13 protein-coding genes, 1 tRNA gene and 2 rRNA genes (1 of these 16 cut by a window edge) are annotated in these 22,576 nt (G+C 67.2%); 13 read left to right on the top strand and 3 right to left on the bottom strand.

Annotation, left to right across the window (positions count from 1 at the left end; translation table 11 throughout):
- The 3 genes from V1460_RS09500 to V1460_RS09510 all read left to right on the top strand — a co-directional run.
- Nucleotides 1-2,327, top strand: a 23S ribosomal RNA gene (locus V1460_RS09500); it begins 795 nt to the left of the window's first position.
- 79 nt (nt 2,328-2,406) lie between these two features.
- Nucleotides 2,407-2,523: ribosomal RNA gene (gene rrf / locus V1460_RS09505) — 5S ribosomal RNA — on the top strand.
- Between the two features lie 233 nt (nt 2,524-2,756).
- Nucleotides 2,757-2,832, top strand: a tRNA-Thr gene (locus V1460_RS09510).
- A 70-nt stretch (nt 2,833-2,902) separates the two neighbouring features.
- Here the strand turns inward: V1460_RS09510 and V1460_RS09515 are convergent.
- Complete coding sequence (locus V1460_RS09515; RefSeq protein WP_338673304.1) at nt 2,903-5,563, bottom strand: SpoIIE family protein phosphatase; 2,661 nt, start codon at nt 5,561-5,563, stop codon at nt 2,903-2,905.
- A 277-nt stretch (nt 5,564-5,840) separates the two neighbouring features.
- On the opposite strand from V1460_RS09515, the gene V1460_RS09520 reads away from it, so the two are divergent.
- The 10 genes from V1460_RS09520 to V1460_RS09565 all read left to right on the top strand — a co-directional run bounded on the left by V1460_RS09520 (nt 5,841) and on the right by V1460_RS09565 (nt 20,967).
- Nucleotides 5,841-11,321: a HAMP domain-containing protein gene (locus V1460_RS09520; RefSeq protein ID WP_338673305.1), complete on the top strand. Its 5,481-nt coding sequence runs from the start codon at nt 5,841-5,843 to the stop codon at nt 11,319-11,321.
- A gap of 322 nt (nt 11,322-11,643) precedes the next feature.
- Nucleotides 11,644-12,324 (top strand): response regulator, encoded by a 681-nt coding sequence (locus V1460_RS09525; RefSeq protein WP_338673306.1) that lies wholly within the window; start codon nt 11,644-11,646, stop codon nt 12,322-12,324.
- 144 nt (nt 12,325-12,468) lie between these two features.
- Nucleotides 12,469-15,192 (top strand): DNA translocase FtsK, encoded by a 2,724-nt coding sequence (locus V1460_RS09530; RefSeq protein WP_338673307.1) that lies wholly within the window; start codon nt 12,469-12,471, stop codon nt 15,190-15,192.
- 191 nt (nt 15,193-15,383) lie between these two features.
- Nucleotides 15,384-16,253 carry a helix-turn-helix domain-containing protein gene (locus V1460_RS09535; protein ID WP_407077427.1) on the top strand — a complete coding sequence of 290 codons (870 nt, stop codon included), beginning with the start codon at nt 15,384-15,386 and terminating at the stop codon, nt 16,251-16,253.
- A gap of 342 nt (nt 16,254-16,595) precedes the next feature.
- Nucleotides 16,596-18,119, top strand: a complete 1,524-nt coding sequence (gene rimO, locus V1460_RS09540; RefSeq protein WP_338673308.1) for a 30S ribosomal protein S12 methylthiotransferase RimO — start codon at nt 16,596-16,598, stop codon at nt 18,117-18,119.
- Entirely contained in the window at nt 18,116-18,808 is a 693-nt protein-coding gene (gene pgsA / locus V1460_RS09545) for a CDP-diacylglycerol--glycerol-3-phosphate 3-phosphatidyltransferase (RefSeq protein ID WP_338673309.1), read from the top strand. The genes rimO and pgsA overlap by 4 nt, the downstream gene beginning before the upstream one ends.
- Nucleotides 18,805-19,350: a CinA family protein gene (locus tag V1460_RS09550; RefSeq protein ID WP_338673310.1), complete on the top strand. Its 546-nt coding sequence runs from the start codon at nt 18,805-18,807 to the stop codon at nt 19,348-19,350. The genes pgsA and V1460_RS09550 overlap by 4 nt, the downstream gene beginning before the upstream one ends.
- Nucleotides 19,351-19,459: 109 nt before the next feature.
- Nucleotides 19,460-19,843 (top strand): helix-turn-helix domain-containing protein, encoded by a 384-nt coding sequence (locus V1460_RS09555; RefSeq protein WP_019889909.1) that lies wholly within the window; start codon nt 19,460-19,462, stop codon nt 19,841-19,843.
- A gap of 187 nt (nt 19,844-20,030) precedes the next feature.
- On the top strand, nt 20,031-20,501 hold the full coding sequence (locus V1460_RS09560) for a DNA starvation/stationary phase protection protein (protein ID WP_338673311.1): 471 nt from the start codon (nt 20,031-20,033) through the stop codon (nt 20,499-20,501).
- A gap of 214 nt (nt 20,502-20,715) precedes the next feature.
- Nucleotides 20,716-20,967, top strand: coding sequence for a hypothetical protein (locus V1460_RS09565; protein ID WP_338673312.1), 252 nt, complete (start codon nt 20,716-20,718; stop codon nt 20,965-20,967).
- On the opposite strand, the gene V1460_RS09570 is transcribed toward V1460_RS09565, so the two are convergent.
- A complete protein-coding gene (locus V1460_RS09570) occupies nt 20,915-21,688 on the bottom strand; it encodes an SDR family NAD(P)-dependent oxidoreductase (RefSeq protein WP_338673313.1) in 774 nt (257 codons plus the stop codon). The two genes, V1460_RS09565 and V1460_RS09570, sit on opposite strands and share 53 nt — an antisense overlap.
- A 75-nt stretch (nt 21,689-21,763) precedes the next feature.
- Entirely contained in the window at nt 21,764-22,567 is an 804-nt protein-coding gene (locus tag V1460_RS09575) for a DNA-formamidopyrimidine glycosylase family protein (protein ID WP_338673314.1), read from the bottom strand.
- Between the last annotated feature and the right edge of the window lie 9 nt (nt 22,568-22,576).

A 22,576-nucleotide genomic window follows, 5' to 3' on the forward strand; every position in this document is an offset into this window, starting at 1 on the left:
GGGCAGGTTGAAGCGGAGGTAAGACTTCGTGGAGGACCGAACCCACCAGGGTTGAAAACCTGGGGGATGACCTGTGGTTAGGGGTGAAAGGCCAATCAAACTCCGTGATAGCTGGTTCTCCCCGAAATGCATTTAGGTGCAGCGTCGTGTGTTTCTTGCCGGAGGTAGAGCACTGGATAGGCGATGGGCCCTACCGGGTTACTGACCTTAGCCAAACTCCGAATGCCGGTAAGTGAGAGCGCGGCAGTGAGACTGTGGGGGATAAGCTCCATGGTCGAGAGGGAAACAGCCCAGAGCATCGACTAAGGCCCCTAAGCGTACGCTAAGTGGGAAAGGATGTGGAGTCGCAGAGACAACCAGGAGGTTGGCTTAGAAGCAGCCACCCTTGAAAGAGTGCGTAATAGCTCACTGGTCAAGTGATTCCGCGCCGACAATGTAGCGGGGCTCAAGCGTACCGCCGAAGTCGTGTCATTGCAGTATGTACTCCTAACGGGGACTGTGATGGGTAGGGGAGCGTCGTGTGCCGGGTGAAGCAGCCGCGGAAGCGAGTTGTGGACGGTTCACGAGTGAGAATGCAGGCATGAGTAGCGATACACACGTGGGAAACGTGTGCGCCGATTGACTAAGGGTTCCTGGGTCAAGCTGATCTGCCCAGGGTAAGTCGGGACCTAAGGCGAGGCCGACAGGCGTAGTCGATGGACAACCGGTTGATATTCCGGTACCCGCTTTGAAGCGCCCAATATCGAATCCATTAATGCTAAGGCCGTGAAGCCGTCGGGTGCGTCTTCGGACAATCTCGGAGTGGTGGAGCCGCTGATCCAAGGTGGTAGTAGGTAAGTGATGGGGTGACGCAGGAAGGTAGTCCAGCCCGGGCGGTGGTTGTCCCGGGGTAAGGGTGTAGCCCGAGAGATAGGCAAATCCGTCTCTTGTCGAGGGTGAGACCTGATGCCGAGCCGATTGTGGTGAAGTGGATGATCCTATGCTGTCGAGAAAAGCCTCTAGCGAGTTTCATGGCGGCCCGTACCCTAAACCGACTCAGGTGGTCAGGTAGAGAATACCGAGGCGTTCGGGTGAACTATGGTTAAGGAACTCGGCAAAATGCCCCCGTAACTTCGGGAGAAGGGGGGCCACGTCTGGTGATCCGATTTACTCGGTGAGCTGGGGGTGGCCGCAGAGACCAGCGAGAAGCGACTGTTTACTAAAAACACAGGTCCGTGCGAAGCCGTAAGGCGATGTATACGGACTGACGCCTGCCCGGTGCTGGAACGTTAAGGGGACCGGTTAGCTCCATTTCGGTGGGGCGAAGCTGAGAACTTAAGCGCCAGTAAACGGCGGTGGTAACTATAACCATCCTAAGGTAGCGAAATTCCTTGTCGGGTAAGTTCCGACCTGCACGAATGGCGTAACGACTTCTCGACTGTCTCAACCATAGGCCCGGTGAAATTGCACTACGAGTAAAGATGCTCGTTTCGCGCAGCAGGACGGAAAGACCCCGGGACCTTTACTACAGTTTGATATTGGTGTTCGGTTCGGCTTGTGTAGGATAGGTGGGAGACTTTGAAGCGGCCACGCCAGTGGTTGTGGAGTCGTCGTTGAAATACCACTCTGGTCGTGCTGGATGTCTAACCTGGGTCCGTGATCCGGATCAGGGACAGTGTCTGATGGGTAGTTTAACTGGGGCGGTTGCCTCCTAAAGGGTAACGGAGGCGCCCAAAGGTTCCCTCAGCCTGGTTGGCAATCAGGTGTTGAGTGTAAGTGCACAAGGGAGCTTGACTGTGAGACCGACGGGTCGAGCAGGGACGAAAGTCGGGACTAGTGATCCGGCGGTGGCTTGTGGAAGCGCCGTCGCTCAACGGATAAAAGGTACCCCGGGGATAACAGGCTGATCTTCCCCAAGAGTCCATATCGACGGGATGGTTTGGCACCTCGATGTCGGCTCGTCGCATCCTGGGGCTGGAGTCGGTCCCAAGGGTTGGGCTGTTCGCCCATTAAAGCGGTACGCGAGCTGGGTTTAGAACGTCGTGAGACAGTTCGGTCCCTATCCGCTGTGCGCGTAGGAGTCTTGAGAAGGGCTGTCCCTAGTACGAGAGGACCGGGACGGACGAACCTCTGGTGTGCCAGTTGTCCTGCCAAGGGCATGGCTGGTTGGCTACGTTCGGGAGGGATAACCGCTGAAAGCATCTAAGCGGGAAGCCTGCTTCGAGATGAGGACTCCCACCCACTTGATGGGGTAAGGCTCCCAGTAGACGACTGGGTTGATAGGCCGGATATGGAAGCACGGTAACGTGTGGAGTTGACCGGTACTAATAGGCCGAGGGCTTGTCCTCAGTTGCTCGCGTCCACTGTGTTAGTTCTGAAGTAACGAACAGGCCGTTTGCTGGTTTGTGTTGGATATCTTCATAGTGTTTCGGTGGTCATAGCGTTAGGGAAACGCCCGGTTACATTCCGAACCCGGAAGCTAAGCCTTTCAGCGCCGATGGTACTGCAGGGGGGACCCTGTGGGAGAGTAGGACACCGCCGAACAATTCTTCAGCCTCAACCCCCGGACCATGTCCGGGGGTTGAGGCATTTCTGCGCTTCTACTCCCGTGACTGGTCCGACTGTGGATCGGCAGTAAAGAGCCGGTCGTGCACGGCTACCGGGCTGCGATGTGGGTGGTGGGGTGGCCGGTGCCCGGTGGGACTGGTGGTTCTGAAAGGTCTCCAGTTCGGTGTATGCTTCTGCTTGTTGTCGCGCGGGAATCCGCACAGCAACAGGCCCCTATAGCTCAGTCGGTAGAGCGTCTCCATGGTAAGGAGAAGGTCAACGGTTCGATTCCGTTTGGGGGCTCCAGCAATACGAAGGCCCCCCGCCTTGAGGCGGGGGGCCTTTCGCATGTCAGGCTTCCAACAGGCCGGCGCGCTCAGCTCTTCTGCGGCTCGGGCACCCGCATCGCGAGGATCGCCATGTCGTCCGACGCCGGTTCCGCCGCGAAGCGTTCGACCGCACGCAGGATGCGCGCCGCGACCGCTCCGGCCGTGAGCCCGGTGCATGTGGTCAACACGTCCATGAGACCGTCGTCTCCGAGCATGCGTGTGCCCTCTCGGCGTTCTGTGACACCGTCGGTGACGCACAGCAGGACATCGCCCGGCTCCAGGACGATGTCCTGCTCGTAGAGCTCCAGGTCCTCCATCACACCGAGCAGCGGCTGCGGTTCGGCGGCCGGCTCCACTGTGCCGTCCTGCCGTAGCCGCAGTGGCAGCGGGTGGCCGGCACAGACGACCTTGAGGAGAGCTGAGCCGTCCTCCTGAGGCCGCAGCTCGCCGTACAGCAGGGTGAGGAAGCGACTTCGGGCTCCTTCGTCGAGAATCGCCGCGTTGAGCCGCTCAAGCACCGCAGGGCCACCGAAGCCCTCGCGGGCGAGGAGGCGGAGAGCGTGCCGGGCCAGGCCGGTGACGGCCGCGGCCTCGGGGCCCGTACCGCAGACGTCGCCGATCGCGAAACCGTAGACGCCGTCACGGATGGGGAAGAGGTCGTAGAAGTCGCCGCCGACTTCGTTGCCTTCGCCCGCTGCGCGGTAGATGACCTCTACTTCCAGGCCGGGCACTTCGGGACGGCTCGGAGGAAGCAGGCTGCGCTGGAGCGACTGGCTGATGGCCGTGCGCTCGGAATAGAGCCGGGCGTTGTCGAGCGCCAGCGCCGCACGGCGTGAGAGGTCCTCGGCAAGCTCCAGGATCTCCTGCCGGAAGTGATCGTCGGACGGTTTGCCGAGGGTCAGCATGCCGATGACGCGGTTGCGAGCGACCAGGGGCAGGACGACAGTCTCGCCACCGACCGTGGAGGCCGTGGCCAGGTTGGTACCGATGCCCGTTGCCGAGGGCAGGGAGGCCGCCGTCATCCCGAGTTCGCGCATGGAGGTGCGCAACGCTGCCAGGTGAGCGGCGTCGGCCGGAGCGTTCCACACGCGAGCACCGGGGGTGGGCTCCGGAACCGGCGGGGGGATCTTGGAGAGGAGTGCCTTGAGGCCGTCGATACGTTCCTCGTCCTCGTGCAGGACGTAGGAGAGATATGGCTCTGACGACTGATCCGCGATGGTGTAGACGGCGCACCAGGTGGCCAGAGTCGGTACGGTCATCTGCGCCATGAGGGCCAGTGTCTGATCGCGGTCGAGGGTGCCCGCCAGCAGGTCGGACGCCTCCACCAGGAAGCTCAGTGAGCCCCTGCGGAGTCTCTCCAGCTCGCCGAGCCTGGCGGACTCGACTGCGAGGGCGATGCGGTCGGCGGCGAACTGGAGCCGCAGGGCTTCTTCGTTGGAGTAGCGGCTCTCGGCTTCCGTGGCGACACCGAGCGAGCCGGTGAGCCGGCCTTCGACCTTCAGGGGAACGGTCACGACGGAGCGCATTCCGGTGCCGTCGAGGAGGGGCACGGCGCCGGGGACGGCGCTGAGGTCCTCGTGGACGGCCGGCATCCGGGCGGAGCCGTAGCGGCCGGTGCCCGCCTCGACGGGCACGCGGGCGAAACGCTGGCGAGCCGAGGGAAGCCCGGTGGTGGCCCGGACCTCGAGTTCCGTCTCGTCGTCAGTGGCCAGCAGCAGGAAGGCGGAGTCGCCGTCGAGCATGTCACGGGCGCGCTCCACGGTGCGCTGGAGTAGCCCGTCGAGATCGTCCGGTGCCGGTGAGCCGATGAACACTTCGAAGGGGTCGGTGTTGCGGGCTTCGGTGCCGGTGCCGTCGCTGGAGGACATGCGTACCGGCGATTGGATGACCGCTCGCTCGTAGTCGCGGACGAGGAGGCAGACGGTGGAGGCCTCGCCACGGGTGTCGCGGACCCGGAGATGTGAGGCGTACACCGCGACGACCCGGCCGTCGATGTCGCGGATGCCGTAGCTGCCTTCCCAGCGCGACAGCTGGAGCGCTTCGGCGATTCCGGTGCCGATTCCGGGAGTGTGCGGCCAGGCGGCGATGTCGCCGAGCGGTTTGCCGACCACCTGGTCGGCCACGTATCCGAAGAGGTGCTGAGCGTCGTCGTTCCAGGAACCGATGGCGCCGTTGCGGTCGATCTGGACCACGGCCACTCTGACTCGTTCGTCTGAGACCGGGAGGAGATCGATGGGGAGCACAGGGCCCGCGGAGCGGGTGCCGACCGGGCGTTGGGGCAGGTCGAGCTGGAACCAGACCTGCTTGCTGGCGGCCGAGTACTCGACGCCCCATCGTGTCGCCAGGGCCGCGCAGAGCAACAGCCCGCGTCCGTTCTCACGATCGGGGTGGGCGACGGTTCGGCCACCGCCCTGGATGGGGATCTCACGTTCGGGGTATCGGTCGCCGACCTCGACCCGCACGCCGTCCGGGGTGCGCAGGCAGAGCACGTCCGCTGCGGTGCCGGCATGGATGACCGCGTTGGTGACGAGTTCGCTGGTGAGGACCACCGCGTCGTCGACGACTTCGGCGTAACCCCAGCCCTGGAGGGTGTCCCGGACGAAGGCGCGGGCTGAGGCGACCGACCGTCCGACGGGATCGAAGCTGGCAGCCGCCCGCGCGGTGATCACAGAACTCTTCGTACGCGTCTCGACGCCCGGCTCTGCCATGGTCGGTGCCTGCCCCTCCCGGTGCCCGGTCGTTGTCCTCGCGGTCCTCGCGTCTCACCACCTCTGCCGGGCGACCGGGGTGGTTGGACAGCCGGATGCCAGGTTACTTACCTTCGCTGTCCGAGCGGATGCCGGTCGCGGCCGTTTCCGCCCTCCGGGTGTGGGGACGCTATGCGAAGCTGCCGAACTGTTATGGCCTGGTTCGGCTGCGGTGAAACACTGGGAACCATTCCTTGAGACAGCCCGAGCATGACGTAACCCCTGCGGGAGGGACACGGTGGAGTCTGGTGCAGCTGCGCGTGGCACGAGCACGCGCGCGCAAGGCGGACAGTCCCGGAAAAGCCAGCCACGGGGCGGAACGACAGCGGTGGACACCGCGGCTCTGAACCGGCTTCTCGCGGCCTTGGCCGCGATGCGGGACGGAAACTTCCGCAAGCGGCTGACGGTCTCGGGCGACGACGTCATGGCCGAGATCGCGGCGGTCTTCAACGAGGTCGCCGACCGCAATCTGCACCTCACAGGGGAACTCGCACGCGTTCGGCGTGTCGTGGGGCGTGAGGGAAAGCTCACCGAGCGGTTGGAGCCCGGCGCCTGCGAGGGGTCCTGGGCAGCGGCGATCGAGGCGTCCAACGCGCTCGTGGACGATCTGGCCCGGCCGGTCTCGGAGGTCGGCCGGGTGCTGTCGGCGGTCGCCGACGGTGACCTGGAGCAGCGGATGGAGCTGCGCTCGCATACCGCGGACGGGCCTGACGGCGCGGTGCGTCCGCTGCGTGGTGAGTTCCTCAAGGTGGCCAGGACCGTCAACAACCTGGTGGACCAGCTGTCGGCGTTCACCGACGAGGTGACGAGGGTCGCGCTTGAGGTCGGCACCGAGGGCAAACTCGGCGGCCAGGCCCAGGTGCGAGGTATGTCCGGTTCGTGGAAGGATCTCACGGATTCGGTGAACACGATGGCGTACCGGCTGACGGCCCAGGTACGTGACATTGCTCTCGTCACCACGGCGGTCGCCAAGGGCGATCTGTCGCGGAAGGTCACCGTCCATGTGGCCGGTGAGATGCTCCAGCTGAAGAACACCGTCAACACGATGGTGGACCAGCTGTCCTCGTTCTCGTCCGAGGTGACGAGGGTCGCCCGTGAGGTGGGTACGGAGGGCGAGCTCGGCGGTCAGGCGACCGTGCCCGGTGTCGCCGGAGTGTGGAAGGACCTCACGGACTCCGTCAACACGATGGCGGGCAATCTGACCTCCCAGGTGCGTGGCATCGCCGAGGTCACCACGGCGGTGGCCAACGGCGACCTGTCGCAGAAGGTCACGGTGAGCGCGCGCGGCGAGGTGGCGCAGCTTGCCGAGACGATCAACCAGATGACCGAGACGCTGCGCACCTTCGCGGACGAGGTGACCCGGGTGGCCAGCGAGGTCGGCGCCGAAGGGCTGCTGGGCGGTCAGGCGCAGGTGCCGGGTGCGGCGGGTACGTGGAAGGACCTGACCGACTCGGTCAACACCGTGTTCCGCAACCTCACCACGCAGGTGCGGGATATCGCGCAGGTGACGACGGCGGTCGCGAACGGTGACCTGTCGCAGAAGGTCACGGTCGATGTGGCCGGGGAGATGCTGGAGCTGAAGAACACCGTCAACACGATGGTGGACCAGCTCCAGTCGTTCGGTTCGGAAGTGACCCGGGTGGCCCGCGAGGTCGGCGTCGAGGGCCGGCTGGGCGGTCAGGCGCAGGTGCCGGGTGCGGCGGGTACGTGGAAGGACCTGACCGACTCGGTCAATACGGCGTTCCGAAACCTCACCGGCCAGGTGCGGGATATCGCGCAGGTGACGACGGCGGTCGCGAACGGTGACCTGTCGCAGAAGGTCACGGTCGATGTGGCCGGGGAGATGCTGGAGCTGAAGAACACCGTCAACACGATGGTGGCGCAGCTCTCCTCGTTCGCCGACCAGGTCACGGGTATGGCGCGTGACGTGGGTACGGAGGGCCGGCTCGGTGGCCAGGCGCGGGTGCCCGGGGTGTCCGGCACCTGGAAGGAGCTCACCGACTCCGTCAACTTCATGGCCGGGAACCTGACGTCGCAGGTCCGTCAGATCGCCCAGGTGACGACGGCGGTGGCGCGCGGTGATCTGTCGCAGAAGATCGATGTCGACGCACGGGGCGAGATCCTGGAGCTGAAGAACACCATCAACACGATGGTGGACCAGCTGTCGTCGTTCGCCGACCAGGTGACCCGGGTGGCCCGTGAGGTGGGCACCGACGGCCGGCTCGGCGGCCAGGCACAGGTGCAGGGCGTCGCCGGTGTGTGGCGTGATCTGACCGACTCCGTGAACGGCATGGCGGGCAACCTTACGGCGCAGGTCCGCAACATCGCCCAGGTCGCAACGGCGGTGGCGCGCGGTGATCTGTCGCAGAAGATCGATGTCGACGCACGGGGCGAGATCCTCGAGCTGAAGAACACCCTCAACACGATGGTGGACCAGCTGTCGTCGTTCGCCGACCAGGTGACCCGGGTGGCCCGTGAGGTGGGCACCGAGGGGATCCTCGGCGGCCAGGCGGAGGTGCAGGGTGTCTCCGGCACATGGAAGGACCTCACCCAGTCCGTCAACTTCATGGCGAACAACCTCACCTCGCAGGTGCGCAACATCGCCGAGGTGACGAAGGCGGTCGCGAAGGGGGATCTGTCGAAGAAGATCACCGTCGATGCCAAGGGTGAGATCCTCGAACTGGTGACTACCGTCAACACGATGGTGGACCAGCTGTCCAACTTCGCCGACGAGGTGACCCGGGTGGCCCGTGAGGTGGGCACCGAGGGGATCCTCGGCGGCCAGGCTCGGGTGAGGGGCGCCACCGGCATCTGGAAGGACCTGAGCGACAACGTCAACACCATGGCGGCCAATCTGACCAGCCAGGTGCGGAACATCTCGCGGGTGTCGTCCGCGGTCGCGAACGGCGATCTGACGAAGAAGGTGACGGTCGAGGCGCGTGGCGAGGTCGCCGAACTCGCCGACACGGTCAACACCATGGTGACCACGCTGTCGTCGTTCGCCGACGAGGTGACGCGGGTGGCCCGTGAGGTGGGCACGGAGGGCGAGCTGGGCGGTCAGGCGCGGGTGCCCGGGGTGTCCGGCACATGGAAGGACCTCACCGAGTCGGTGAACTCGATGGCGTCGAACCTGACCGGCCAGGTGCGTCAGATCGCCACGGTCACGACCGCGATCGCCAAGGGCGACCTGACCAAGAAGATCGACATCGACGCCCGCGGCGAGATCCTGGAGCTGAAGAACACCATCAACACGATGGTGGACCAGCTGTCGTCGTTCGCCGAAGAGGTCACCCGGGTGGCCCGGGAGGTGGGTACCGACGGCATGCTGGGCGGCCAGGCGAGGGTGAGGGACGTCGACGGCACCTGGCGCGACCTCACCGAGTCGGTGAACGAGATGGCCGGGAACCTGACCCGTCAGGTGCGGGCGATCGCGGCCGTCGCCACGGCGGTGACTCGCGGTGACCTCAACCTCAAGATCGACGTGGACGCCGCCGGCGAGATCCAGGTCCTCCAGGACAACATCAACACGATGATCGCCAACCTGCGTGACACGACCCTCGCCAACAAGGAGCAGGACTGGCTCAAGGGCAACCTGGCCCGTATCTCCGGTCTGATGCAGGGACGCAGGGACCTCGATGATGTCGCGTCGCTCATCATGAGCGAGCTGACACCGGTGGTCACGGCGCAGCACGGCGCGTTCTTCGTGGCGATGCCCACGGGTGGCGGAGACCTCGGTTCGCACGTCGACGGCGGCGCGTACGAGCTGGTGATGCGGGGGAGTTACGGCTACACGGGTGCGATGCCCACGTCGTTCCGGCCGGGAGAGACCCTGATCGGTACGGCGGCGGAGGAGAAGCGGACCATCCAGGTCAGTGTGCCGCCGGGCTATCTGAAGATCTCATCGGGGCTCGGCGAGGCCCCGCCCGCCTATGTGATCGTGCTGCCGGTGCTCTTCGAGGGGAGGACCCTGGGAGTGATCGAGCTGGCGTCGTTCCAGCCGTTCACGCACATCCAGCGGGACTTCCTCAACCAGATCGCCGAGATGATCGCGACGAGCGTCAACACCATCAGCGTCAACACGAAGACCGAGCTGCTGCTCAAGCAGTCGCAGGAACTGACTGAGCAGCTGCGCGAGCGGTCCGCGGAGCTGGAGAACCGCCAGCGGGCACTCCAGTCGTCGAACGCCGAGCTGGAGGACAAGGCCGAGCTGCTCGCCCAGCAGAACCGCGACATCGAGGTGAAGAACACCGAGATCGAGGAAGCGAGGCAGGTGCTGGAGGAGCGGGCCGAGCAGCTCGCCGTCTCCATGCGCTACAAGTCGGAGTTCCTGGCGAACATGTCGCACGAGCTGCGCACCCCGCTGAACTCGCTGCTGATCCTGGCCAAACTGCTGGCCGACAACGCCGAGACCAACCTCACCCCCAAGCAGGTGGAGTTCGCCGAGACGATCCACGGCGCGGGGTCCGATCTCCTGCAGCTCATCAACGACATCCTCGATCTGTCGAAGGTCGAGGCGGGCAAGATGGACGTCAGTCCGTCCCGGATCGCGCTGGTGCAGCTGGTGGACTACGTGGAGGCGACGTTCCGGCCGCTCACCGCCGAGAAGGCGCTCGACTTCTCGGTGCGGGTCTCGCCTGAGCTGCCGACCACGCTGCACACCGATGAGCAGCGGCTGCTCCAGGTGCTGCGCAATCTGCTGTCGAACGCGGTGAAGTTCACCGACGCCGGATCGGTCGAACTCGTCATCCGGCTGGCGAACAGCGATGTGCCGCAGTCGATCCGCGAGCAGTTGCTGGAGGCGGGGACGCTTCGTGAGGCCGACGGCGATCTCATCGCCTTCTCGGTGACCGACACCGGGATCGGGATCGCGGCCAGCAAGATGCGGGTGATCTTCGAGGCGTTCAAGCAGGCGGACGGCACAACCAGTCGCAAGTACGGTGGCACGGGTCTCGGTCTCTCCATCAGCCGGGAAATCGCCAGGCTGCTCGGTGGCGAGATCCACGCGGCGAGTGAACCAGGGCGCGGTTCCACTTTCACCCTGTATCTGCCGAGTGAACTGCCGATGGGCTATGCGCAGCTCACTCCTGGATTCGACGAGCAGCAGGCCGCGGGCGGCGATCCGGCTGCGATCGAGGCGAGCGGTGCGGCGCCCCATCCCGGTGCCCAGGCATCGTCGGGCGGGGATTCGCAGTCCGGCCCCGCGGTGCTCTTCAGGCGCCGCCGCAAGTCGCTCGGAGGCGCCGATCTCAGGGCCGCGCTCCCCGGGCAGCCGGGGGCGGCGGGGGAGTCGTGGAACGGTCAGCCGCAGGACGGGTCGCAGGAGGCGGGCCGCACCTTCGAGTTCCACAGCGAGAAGGTGCTCATCGTGGACGACGACATCCGCAATGTCTTCGCGCTGACCAGCGTGTTGGAGCAGAACGGGCTGTCAGTGCTGTACGCGGAGAACGGCCGGGAGGGAATCGAAGTCCTTGAGCAGCACGACAACGTGGCAGTCGTCCTGATGGACATCATGATGCCCGAGATGGATGGATACGCCACAACGTCGGCGATCCGCCGAATGCCGCAGTTCGCCGGCCTTCCCATCATCGCCCTCACCGCGAAGGCGATGAAGGGCGACCGGGAGAAGGCCATCGAGTCGGGTGCCTCGGACTACGTCACCAAGCCGGTCGACCCCGACCACCTGCTCACGGTCATGGAACAGTGGATGCGCGGCAAGTGACGGCGTCCGGCTCCCGTGGCCCACGGTCCGGATCCGGGGGATCGTGGGCCCGGTCGCGTTCCGCTGGTCCCCCGGGCTGCTGACTGGCTGTCGCCGGGTGTGTGAGGAGGCGGGATTCGGGGAACCTTCTGGTCTCCTGCGGCGTTTCTGCTACGGACACAGTGACATCGCGGTGACAGGGTGTGGCGATGGGTGGGGTGCGGCTACCATGACCGGCACAAGGATGGGCGACGTAACGGAGTCGCCCTCTGGGGCGGCGCCCGGTGCTTACCCTGGCCCTTCGGGTCGGGGTGACCCCAAGCCGGGGCGAGGAGGGCGAGGCATGGTGCAGAAGGCCAAGATCCTCCTGGTCGATGACCGGCCGGAGAATCTGCTGGCGCTGGAGGCCATCCTCTCTGCGCTCGATCAGACACTGGTCCGCGCATCGTCAGGAGAAGAGGCGCTCAAGGCGCTTCTGACGGATGACTTCGCGGTCATCCTCCTGGACGTCCAGATGCCGGGCATGGACGGATTCGAGACCGCCGCGCACATCAAGCGACGTGAGCGGACCCGTGACATCCCGATCATCTTCCTGACCGCGATCAACCACGGCCCGCACCACACCTTCCGCGGTTACGCCGCAGGCGCGGTGGACTACATCTCCAAGCCGTTCGACCCCTGGGTGCTTCGCGCGAAGGTCTCCGTCTTCGTGGACCTCTACATGAAGAACTGCCAGCTGCGTGAGCAGGCCGCGCTGCTCCGGCTTCAGCTGGAGGGCGGCCAGGTTGGCGCTGGTGACACCAAGGAGCCCGCAGGGCTGCTGGCCGAACTCTCCGCGCGCCTCGCGGCCGTTGAGGAGCAGGCGGAAGCCCTGTCCAAGCAGCTCGACGACGAATCGGCGGATGCCGCCGCCGTCGCCACCGCCGCACATCTGGAGCGCAAGCTCACCGGGCTTCGCAGAGCGCTGGACGCCTTGGAGCCTGGTACGGGCAGCGGCACTCCCACTCTTCCCTCGCAGAACTGACCCACCTTCGACGGTCCTGAGTGCGGAGTTCGTCCGCATTTCGTTTGAACGGGCGTCAGTTTCCGTACACAGCAGGGGCGACACGAAAGGGTGAAGCGGTGGGCACGCGTGTCCGGCGCCGGTCACACCGGTAACCTCACCATCATGGCCTCTCGTACGTCCGGCAAGGGTTCCCAGGGCACGGCGGGCACCGCGCAGCCGCGTGCCGGCCGTACTACCGCTGCCACGAAGAAGGCGGCATCCGCCAAGAAGGCACCGGCCAAGAAGACCGCGGCCCGGAAGCCGGCGCCCCCGAAGAAGGCGGCCAAGAAGACCGCCGCCAAAGCCGCCCCGAATCCCACCGGGGGCGTCATCTGGCTGCTGCGTGCTGTGTGGATGGGGCTCGCGCACGCGGTCGGCGCGATGCTGCGCGGTATAGGGCGTGGAGCCAAGGGGCTGGACCCGGCCCACCGCAAGGACGGTGTCGCGCTCCTGCTGCTCGGACTCGCCCTGATCGTCGCCGCGGGGACCTGGTCCCATCTGCGCGGCCCGGTCGGGGATCTCGTGGAGATGCTTGTCACGGGAGCCTTCGGCCGACTCGATCTGCTCGTACCGATACTGCTTACCGCGGTCGCCGTGCGGCTGATCCTCTACCCCGAGAAGCCCGAGGCCAACGGCCGTATTGTCATCGGTCTGTCCGCGCTGGTCGTCGGAGTGCTGGGCCAGGTCCACATCGCCTGCGGCTCGCCGGGCCGCGGTGACGGCGCCGAGGCAGTCCAAGACGCCGGCGGACTCATCGGCTGGGGTGTTTCCAGGCCGCTGGTCTTCGCTACGGGCGAGGTGCTCGCCGTGCCCCTGTTGGTACTGCTGACCGTCTTCGGGCTGCTGGTCGTCACCGCGACACCGGTCAACGCGATCCCGCGGCGGCTGCGCGCGCTCGGCGTGAGGCTCGGAATCCTGGAGCCGCCCTACGAGCCAGGTGCGGCAGGCGAAGCGGACGACCGTGCCGTCGACGAGTGGCGCGACGCTTCGGCCCCGCGAGCCCCGCGTCGTCGGGCGTCCGGCTCGGCAGCGGACGCCGATGCCGAGGAAGCCGCGCTCTCGCGACGGCGGCAGTCGGGCGGTACCCCGGCGCGACCCGGCACGGGCCGCCCCATGGACGCCATCGACGTGGCCGCGGCGGCAGCCGCCGCCCTCGACGGTGCCGTGCTGGGCGGAATGCCGCCGTCGCCGGTCGTCGCCGACCTGACCCGGGATCTCAGCGCGGAACGGGAGCGCGCCGCAGGGCCCGTCCCGGGGGCGCGCACGGAGCAGCCGCCGATCCCGCGCGAGGCGGTACCGGACCTGACCAAGCCGGCTCCCGACGAGTCGGTTCCGCTGCCCCCGCGGGCCGAGCAGCTCCAGCTGTCCGGCGACATCACCTACGCGCTGCCCTCGCTGGACCTGCTGGAGCGCGGTGGTCCCGGAAAGACCCGCAGCGCCGCCAATGACGCGATCGTCGCCTCGCTGACCAACGTCTTCGGGGAGTTCAAGGTCGACGCGGCCGTCACGGGCTTCACCCGCGGCCCGACCGTCACCCGCTACGAGGTCGAGCTCGGCCCTGCGGTCAAGGTCGAGCGGATCACCGCGCTGACCAAGAACATCGCCTATGCCGTGGCCAGCCCCGATGTCCGGATCATCTCGCCGATCCCGGGCAAGTCGGCTGTCGGTATCGAGATCCCCAACACCGACCGCGAGATGGTGAACCTCGGCGACGTGCTGCGGCTCGCCGACGCCGCGGGTGACGACCACCCCATGCTGGTGGCGCTCGGCAAGGACGTGGAGGGCGGCTATGTGATGGCCAACCTCGCGAAGATGCCGCACGTCCTTGTCGCCGGTGCCACCGGTTCAGGCAAGTCCTCCTGTATCAACTGCCTGATCACCTCGGTGATGATCAGGGCGACCCCCGAGGACGTGCGGATGGTCCTCGTCGACCCCAAGCGGGTCGAGCTGACCGCGTACGAGGGCATCCCGCACCTGATCACACCGATCATCACCAACCCCAAGAGGGCCGCCGAGGCACTCCAATGGGTGGTGCGCGAGATGGATCTGCGCTACGACGACCTCGCCGCCTACGGCTTCCGGCACATCGACGACTTCAACGCGGCGGTGCGGCGCGGCAAGGTGACCCCGCCCGATGGCAGCGAACGCGAGCTCCAGCCGTACCCCTATCTCCTGGTGATCGTGGACGAGCTCGCCGATCTGATGATGGTCGCCCCCCGGGATGTCGAGGACTCCATCGTCCGCATCACGCAGCTGGCCCGTGCGGCGGGCATCCATCTGGTGCTGGCCACCCAGCGGCCGTCCGTCGATGTCGTCACCGGTCTGATCAAGGCCAATGTGCCGTCCCGGCTCGCCTTCGCGACCTCCTCGCTCGCCGACAGCCGGGTCATCCTCGACCAGCCGGGTGCCGAGAAGCTGATCGGCAAGGGCGACGGGCTCTTCCTCCCCATGGGGGCGAGCAAGCCGACGCGTATGCAGGGTGCCTTCGTGACCGAGGAGGAGGTCGCCGCGGTCGTCCGCCACTGCAAGGATCAGATGGCCCCGGTCTTCCGGGACGACGTGGTGGTCGGCAGCAAGCAGAAGAAGGAGATAGACGAGGACATCGGCGACGATCTCGACCTGCTCTGCCAGGCGGCCGAGCTGGTGGTGTCGACGCAGTTCGGCTCGACCTCGATGCTGCAGCGCAAGCTGAGGGTCGGCTTCGCGAAGGCGGGCCGGCTGATGGACCTCATGGAGTCTCGGAACATCGTGGGTCCCAGCGAGGGCTCGAAGGCGCGCGATGTGCTGGTGAAACCGGACGAACTGGATGGAGTGCTGGCAGTGATACGGGGGGAGGCTCACCCGTAGGAAAAGTGAGGCAACCGTTTCACTTGGTCATACGTCAAGTTGGAGAGAGGGCGAGGAGCCCCTTGTCCCACCCTCCCGCTGTCCGGCCATTCTGATGGCGTACAAACGGCATCCGCCCGGTTGCCCCACCCTTTCGTACCACCCCTAGACTGAACCTCCAGCAGGTGGTTACACGCTCGAAAGGCGCACTCGTGTCCATCGGCAACTCCCCCGAAGACGACCGGCCTTCGATTGCGGAGGACCGGTCTTCGATCGAAGATGATCGGCTTTCGATCGGTCGTGCGCTGCAAGACGCCCGTAGCGTGGCAGGCCTGACCGTCGACGAGGTCAGTACCTCCACCCGTGTCCGGGTCCCCATCGTGCAGGCGATCGAACAGGACGACTTCTCCCGCTGCGGTGGCGACGTGTACGCGCGAGGCCACATCGGGACGCTCGCCCGCGCCGTTGGACTCGATCCCGCCCCGCTGGTCGCGCAGTACGACGCCGAACACGGCGGCAGGCCGTCGCCTACGCCCGCCGCGCCGCTCTTCGAGGCGGAACGTATCCGCCCAGAGCCCAGGCGCCCGAACTGGACCGCCGCGATGGTCGCGGCGATCGTCGCCGTCATCGGTTTCGCCGCCTTCACGCTCTTCAGTGACAATGACACGGCCAAGATCACCAAGAACGTCGCCGAGGGCGCCTCTCCGGCCAAGACCAGCCCTAGGCCGCCCGCGAACCAGCAGCCGGCGCAGCCGCTGCCCAAGCAGCCCGAGCCCGCCAAGCCGGACGCATCGGAGAGCGCGATCGCCGCGGTGCCGCAGGACAAGGTCACAGTCAAGGTGTCCGCCGTCAGTGACAAGAGCTGGATCTCCGCCAAGTCCGCAAGTGGAAAGCTGCTCTTCGACGGCCTGCTCAACGAAGGGGATTCCAAGACCTTCCAGGACGACGAGCGGCTGGATCTCATCCTGGGCAACGCCGGGGCGATCGAGCTGTTCGTGAACGGCAAGAAGGTCGAAGACAAGTTCGAGCTCGGTCAGGTCGAGCGTCTCGCCTACACGAAGGGCGACCCCGAGGTCGGCTGAGCCGCGCCCACGGCAGGGGCTCGCCTGGCTCCCTTGCTCGCCCGCGGCCCCGCCCGTCGGACGGGAGCCGCGCGGGGCCGATCCGCTGGTGCGGTCGGCCCCGCGCGTCGCTCCGCCACGCACATCCGGATCCGGCTCGTATACCGGGGGCGGTCGGTACCCGCTCCGCCGGGTCGCGTAGGCCTTACGGGCATGTGCCCACCCCGCCGGTCCGCACCCCGCCGGTCCGTACGCCTCGCACCCCGCCGGTTCCCGGGTCGATCCCTGTGCAGATCCTCGGAAGCACCGCCCCCGGTGGCCTCGCGGATCGGGCGTGGGCTCGGACGAAGTAGTCTTGAGCCCATGCCCGAACGCCGTACCGTCGCCCTTGTCACTCTTGGCTGCGCCCGTAACGAGGTGGACTCGGAGGAGCTCGCAGGCCGCCTGGCAGCGGACGGCTGGGAACTCGTCGAAGAAGCCGCCGACGCCGACGTCGCCGTCGTCAACACCTGCGGCTTTGTCGAAGCCGCCAAGAAGGACTCCGTCGACGCCCTCCTTGAAGCCAACGATCTGAAGGACCACGGCCGCACTCAGGCCGTCGTCGCCGTCGGTTGCATGGCCGAGCGCTACGGCAAGGAGCTCGCCGAAGCGCTGCCCGAGGCGGACGGTGTGCTCGGCTTCGACGACTACGCCGACATCTCCGACCGGCTCCAGACCATCCTCAGCGGCGGCATCCACGCCTCGCACACCCCGCGCGACCGGCGCAAGCTGCTGCCGATCAGCCCGGCGGAGCGGCAGGCGACCGCGGTCGCGCTGCCCGGTCACGCCCAGGCCCCGGAGCCCGAGAACGTGCCGGCCGACCTGCCGGAGGGCCTCGCGCCGGCCTCGGGCCCGCGCGCACCGCTGCGCCGGCGGCTGGACACCAACCCCGTCGCCTCCGTGAAGCTGGCGTCCGGTTGTGACCGACGTTGCTCCTTCTGCGCCATCCCGTCGTTCCGGGGCTCCTTCATCTCCCGCCGCCCCGGCGATGTCCTCGGTGAAACCCGGTGGCTCGCGGAGCAGGGCGTCAAGGAGATCATGCTGGTCTCCGAGAACAACACCTCGTACGGCAAGGACCTCGGCGACATCCGCCTGCTGGAGACGCTGCTGCCGGAGCTCGCGGCGGTGGACGGCATCGAGCGGATCCGTGTCAGCTATCTCCAGCCCGCCGAGATGCGCCCCGGTCTGATCGACGTGCTCACCTCGACGGAGAAGGTGGCGCCGTACTTCGACCTCTCCTTCCAGCACAGCGCCCCGGGTGTGCTCCGCTCGATGCGGCGCTTCGGGGACACGGACCGGTTCCTGGAACTGCTCGACACGATCCGTTCCAAGGCGCCGACGGCCGGCGTGCGCTCGAACTTCATCGTGGGCTTCCCCGGTGAGACCGAGGCCGACTTCGCGGAGCTGGAGCGTTTCCTCACGGCCGCGCGGCTGGACGCCATCGGGGTGTTCGGTTACTCCGACGAGGAGGGCACCGAAGCCGCCACGTATGAGACCAAGCTGGACCAGGACACCGTGGACGAGCGCCTCACGCAGCTGTCCCGGCTCGCCGAGGAGCTCACCGCCCAGCGTGCGGAGGAGCGGATCGGAGAGACCCTGGAGGTACTGGTCGAGTCCGTGTTCGACGGGGCCGGGAGCGAGGATCCGGACGACGTCCTGGACGAGGACGAGTACGCGGCTGTGGGCCGCGCCGCACACCAGGCTCCGGAGACCGATGGCCAGGTGATCTTCACGGCTGCCGACGGCCTGGTGCGCGGCCGTATGGTCGAGGCGAAGGTCGTGGGCACCGAGGGTGTCGACCTGGTGGCCGAGGTCGTGTCGGAGCGGCGTGAGGAGGTAGCCAGATGACGGGAGTCCCGGCGTCCGCGGCGGGCGGGACCGGCAGGCCTGCGCCCGGGGGCAAGCTGGGTGCCGCTGCCGTCAACCAGGCCAGCCTCTGGAACATCGCGAACATCCTCACCATGGTGCGGCTGCTGCTGGTGCCGGGGTTCGTGATCCTGCTGCTCCAGAACGGCGGCTATGACCCGGCCTGGCGTGCCTGGGCGTGGGCGGCGTTCGCAGTGGCCATGATCACCGACCTGTTCGACGGCCACCTCGCCCGTACGTACAACCTGGTCACGGACTTCGGGAAGATCGCCGACCCTATCGCCGACAAGGCGATCATGGCGGCGGGTCTGATCTGCCTCTCGGCGCTCGGGGACCTGCCCTGGTGGGTCACGGGGGTGATCCTCTTCCGTGAGCTCGGGATCACGCTGATGCGCTTCTGGGTGATCCGGCACGGGGTGATTCCCGCCAGCCGCGGCGGAAAGATGAAGACGCTGGCCCAGGGCACGGCGGTGGGCATGTACGTTCTCGCGCTGACCGGGCCGCTGGCCACCCTGCGCTGGTGGGTGATGGCCGTGGCGGTCGTCCTCACGGTGGTCACGGGACTCGACTACATACGGCAGGCCGTGGTCCTGCGGCGCAGGGGGCTCGCCGCCGAGCGGGCGGCGGCGCGGGTCGGCGACCGGAAGGACACCTCGGAGACCGCGCGATGAAGGCGGATCCCGGCGCGACGGACGACGTCTTCGACGGTGTCGGCGCCCGGGTGCTGGCGCTGCTCGCGGAGCGCGGCGAGACCCTGGCCGTCGCGGAGTCCCTGACCGGTGGACTGGTGGCCGCCGAGCTGACCGCGGTCCCGGGGGCATCGAAATCCTTCCGCGGGTCCGTGACGGCGTACGCGACGGCCGTGAAGCGCGATCTCCTGGGAGTCGACTCCGCGCTGCTGGCCTTGCGGGGCGCGGTCGACCCCGATGTGGCGGCGCAGATGGCCGCAGGAGTGAGGACCGGCCTCGGCGCCGGCTGGGGAATCGCGACCACCGGGGTCGCGGGGCCGGAGCCGCAGGACGGGCAGCCCGTGGGGACGGTCTTCGTGGCCGTCGCGAGACCGGACGGAACGCGGAAAGCGGTTTCACTGCGGTTGAACGGCGACCGTGCGGAAATCCGTAGAGAGAGTGTACGGAGCGTGCTTGAGCTTCTCTCCGGCGAACTCTCGGAGAATGGGCGGGCACAGGATACGGAACAGAACGGGGGGACTTGATGTTTGCAGCCCTGAGTGAACACGTCATCGCTCCCCGCACGGCCGCAGCGCGAGGCGGTACGGTGGGGCGTGAAGGATGCGGCTACGCGGTCCGAGGAGGGAGCCACCGATGATTCTGCTCCGTCGCCTGCTTGGTGACGTGCTGCGTCGGCAGCGCCAGCGCCAGGGCCGTACTCTGCGCGAAGTCTCCTCGTCCGCCCGAGTATCGCTCGGCTATCTCTCAGAGGTGGAGCGGGGGCAGAAGGAGGCTTCCTCCGAACTGCTCTCCGCGATCTGCGACGCGCTTGACGTACGGATGTCCGAGCTCATGCGGGAAGTGAGCGACGAGCTGTCACTCGCCGAACTGGCCGAGTCGGCAGCGGCGAGCGAGCCGGTGCCCGCACCGGTACGCCCGATGCTCAATTCCGTCTCTGTGACGTCGGTGGCGGGTGTGCCGACGGAGCGGGTGACGATCAAGGCGCCCGCGGAGGCGGTGGACGTCGTCGCCGCCTGAGGGCGTTGCGGCAGGCGTCAGCACCCGGATCTCCACGTGTGAGCCCCGGTCGAGTGGGTACTCGGCCGGGGCTCCATTGTTTCAGTGAAAGGCCGCCAAGGCTGCACTGAGTGACCGTTTCGATCCGCTTTTCCTCCTTTTGTGTCATGGTGGGAAGCGGTGCCGTACGTCTCGTGGGAGGTCTCGGATGTCTGTGGTGAAGAGTGCGCTGTCCGGTCAGGAGCGCAAGGTCACGGGAGAGGCGCTCCAGGGCGCGCTGGCGGATCTGGTCGACCTGGCCCTGGTGGCGAAGCAGGTCCACTGGAACGTCGTGGGACCGCGCTTCCGCTCCGTGCATCTCCAACTGGACGAGGTCGTCGCGACCGCCCGGCAGCACTCCGACGTCGTGGCGGAGCGAGCCTCGGCGATCGGGGTCTCACCCGACGGGCGGGCGGGCACCGTGGCGTCTTCCAGCGCCATCGGCAAGGTCCCGGAGGGGTACACCCAGGACGCGGACGTGGTCGCCTTCATGGTCAAGGCGCTGGGTGCCGTGATCGCCAAGATGAGGGAGCGTATCGAGGTCACGGACGAGCCCGACCCGGTGAGCCAGGACATCCTGATCCAGCTCACTGCCGACCTTGAGAAGCACGCCTGGATGTTCCAGGCGGAGAGCGCCTAGCAGTGCCGCGGGCGGCCCAGGAGGGTTGCGCGTAATGGCGCGGGCGGTCGAGAAGTGGGCCCCGGTGGCCGCGAGCGGCGTGCGCGGGCGCATAGCCCGTCGTGAGCAGCCCCGGGGCGCCTGGCACATACGCTGCGGTTGCGCCCGGTGTGCAACCTGTGCGCCCTCCCGCCGAGTGATCGGTCCGGTCTAGCGTCGACCGGAGGAGGCGGCCATGGTAAGGCGATGGGTCCTGCTGTCGGCGCTCGTACTGGGCGCGCTGTGGTGGTGGGCCGTGTTGCGGCTGGCGCTGGCGCCGGAGCATGCGGGACTCGTCGAGGGGGCAGTGGCGGCGGGCGGGTGGGGGCTCAGCCTGTTGCCGGTGCATGCGGCGTCGCGGACCGATGGTGCCGAGGGGGCTGGGGGAACGACGGCTACCAGGGCATCGCGACGCCCCCGTTCGGCCGGAGGATCTGACCCGTCATGAACGACGACGCGTCAGAGGCGAGGTGGAGGACGGCGTGTGCGACGTCCTCGGGCTCGCCGACTCTGCCGAGCGGAGTCAGCCGGACCATGGCGGCCTCCGCCTTTCGCTGAAGGCTCTCGTCATGGCGGTCGGTCATGGCGCTGCGGACCCAGCCCGGAGCGATGCTGTTCGCCCGAATGGAGTAAGGCCCGAGTTCCGCGGCCAGGGTTCTGGTGAGCTGTACGACGGCCGCCTTGGCCGCTCCGTAGCACAGCAGCCCCGGATTGCCGGTGTCCACCGCCCCCGAGGCCATGGTGACGAGTGAGCCCGCGATGCCCGCCTCGATCATTCCGCGGGCTGCCGCCTGGCATGCGTAGAGCACCCCCTTGAAGTTGACCGCGAGCACTCGGTCGAGATCCTCGTCGCGGGTCTCCATGACGGTGCTGGAATGCATGATCCCGGCGATCGCGGCCATGATGTGCAGCGGACCCGCGGCGCTGACAGCGGCCTGGACGGCGGACCGGTCGCTGACGTCGACGACATGGGCGTGCGCCGTGTTGCGGGCGCTCGCGGTGCTCGAAATGAGGCTCAGTGTCTCGAGGAGACCCTTCTCGTCCACATCGGCGCAGTGCACGGTGGCACCGGACTGGGAGAGAAGGACGGCGGTCGCGCGGCCGATGCCGCTCGCCGCGCCGGTGACGAACGCACTGCGGCCGGTGAGGTCGTACGCCGTGAGGGCCATGCCGGTGAACGTATGACCGAATCTGACGAGGCGTCAACTGGTGGGGGTGGTGCCCATGCCTGCGGATCTCGGAGGTCAGGCGTCAGCCGGTCCCGTGGGACCGGACTGGCAGCGAGGGCACCAGTAGGTCACTCGCTCATCCTGCCCCGCCTTGCGGATCAGGGTGCCGCAGCGCAGACACGGGCGGCCCACCCGGCCGTATACGAACAAGCGCTGCTCCGTGCGGCGTTCGCCGGGTGTGGTGCGCCGCTCGAAGCGGTTCTTGTTGGCCTCCAGGAGACGCTGGGCCGTGGCGACGAGGCGCGCCGGGACACCGGAGGGGAGCTCGCCCACCGGGAGCCAGGGCGTGCAGCGGGCCAGGAAGGCCAGCTCCGACTTGTAGACATTGCCGATCCCTGCCAGATTGCGCTGATCGAGCAGAGCCTCGCCGAGCGGCCGGGCGGCGTCGGCGAGGAGATTGCGCTCGGCGGCACCGGGGTCCCAGTCCGGGCCGAGGAGATCGGGGCCCAGATGCCCCACGGCCCGCGCCTCGTCCTGCGTGCGCAGGAGTTCCAGCACCGGCAGGCGATAGCCGACCGCGGCGTGCTCACTGTTGCCGAGAATCGCTCTGATCTGGTGCCCTGGGCCGCCGCGCGGGCGTTCCCCCGCCGCGAACACCCGCCAGGAGCCGTCCATCCGCAGATGCGAGTGCAGCGTGAACCCATCTTCGATACGGGTGAGCAGGTGCTTCCCGCGTGGGGTGACGTCCAGCACCTCCCGTCCGGTGAGATCGGTGGTGGCGAACCGCGGCACCCTGAGATCGAAGAGCGTCAGCACGCGACCGGCCAGCGCCTCGTGCAGTTTGTGCGCGGTCAGCCAGACAGTGTCTCCTTCGGGCATGTGTCCATG

This window comes from Streptomyces sp. SCSIO 30461, from assembly GCF_037023745.1.
Classification (GTDB): Bacteria; Actinomycetota; Actinomycetes; order Streptomycetales; family Streptomycetaceae; genus Streptomyces.